Genomic DNA, 781 nt, shown 5'->3' on the forward strand with positions numbered 1-781 from the left:
GCATGCGCGGCCTGCGGACTGGCGGCGATGGCGTGACGCACACGTAGCCCGTGCCGTTCCAGCCGCGCCGCCGCCTCGACCGCGAGCGCTTCCTCCCCGCCCCACAAATGACCACAGCCGCTGATGTCGAGCATCAGCCCGTCGGCCCCGTCGGGCGCGGCATTGGGGGTGTAGCGGGCGCAACCGTCGCACAGCCGCTCCAGCCAGTCCTGATCGGCATGGGGATCGGCATCGAAAACGCGCAGGTCCGGCTCGCGCGCGCGCGCGTCGGCCAAAGTCATGCCGCGCGTCAGGCCGATCGCCAGCCCATCAGCATCGACCGCCGCCAGCCGCATCGCGCCGCGCACCGCCTCCACGACGATGGCCGGCCCGTCACCACCAGATACGTCACCGCCAGATCCATCACTTCCGCCCGCCCACAGATCGGGCCGCGTGATCCGCAGCCGGTCGATCGGCAGGAAGGGGAAGCTCAGCGCCAGATAGCGCCGCGCCGCCGTCACCACTTCGCTGTTCCTCATGATGGCGTTCATCGCCCGCGTCTCCGAATATCCCGCGATCCCTGTCCCACATCAGCCGCCATGCCTGCCCGTCCGGCCCGGCCCGGCGGCGCAGCAGGGTGAGGGCGAAGCTGGTCTGGCCCGGCGCATTGCCGGGCAGCGGCGCAGAGGGCGCGGCGGCCACCCGCCATCGCGTTTCCGCCGCGCTCGGCACCGGCTCCGCATCGATCCGCAGCACCAGCGCGGTGACGCCCGTTTCTTCCGCCGCCAGCGCCAGCCGGCGG

The 781-nt window shown here is 72.6% G+C and carries 1 protein-coding gene and 1 pseudogene; both read right to left on the bottom strand.

Features of this window, described 5'->3' with window-relative positions; all coding sequences use genetic code 11:
- The coding region (locus C100_RS0124450) for a Y-family DNA polymerase (RefSeq protein WP_037530062.1) at positions 1-518 on the bottom strand (518 nt) is incomplete at its 3' end.
- A pseudogene (locus C100_RS47845) lies at positions 403-781 on the bottom strand (ImuA family protein); the annotation flags it as partial. The gene C100_RS0124450 and the pseudogene C100_RS47845, both read right to left, overlap by 116 nt.

Origin of the sequence: Sphingobium sp. C100 (assembly GCF_000508185.1) — a bacterium.
GTDB lineage: Bacteria > Pseudomonadota > Alphaproteobacteria > Sphingomonadales > Sphingomonadaceae > Sphingobium.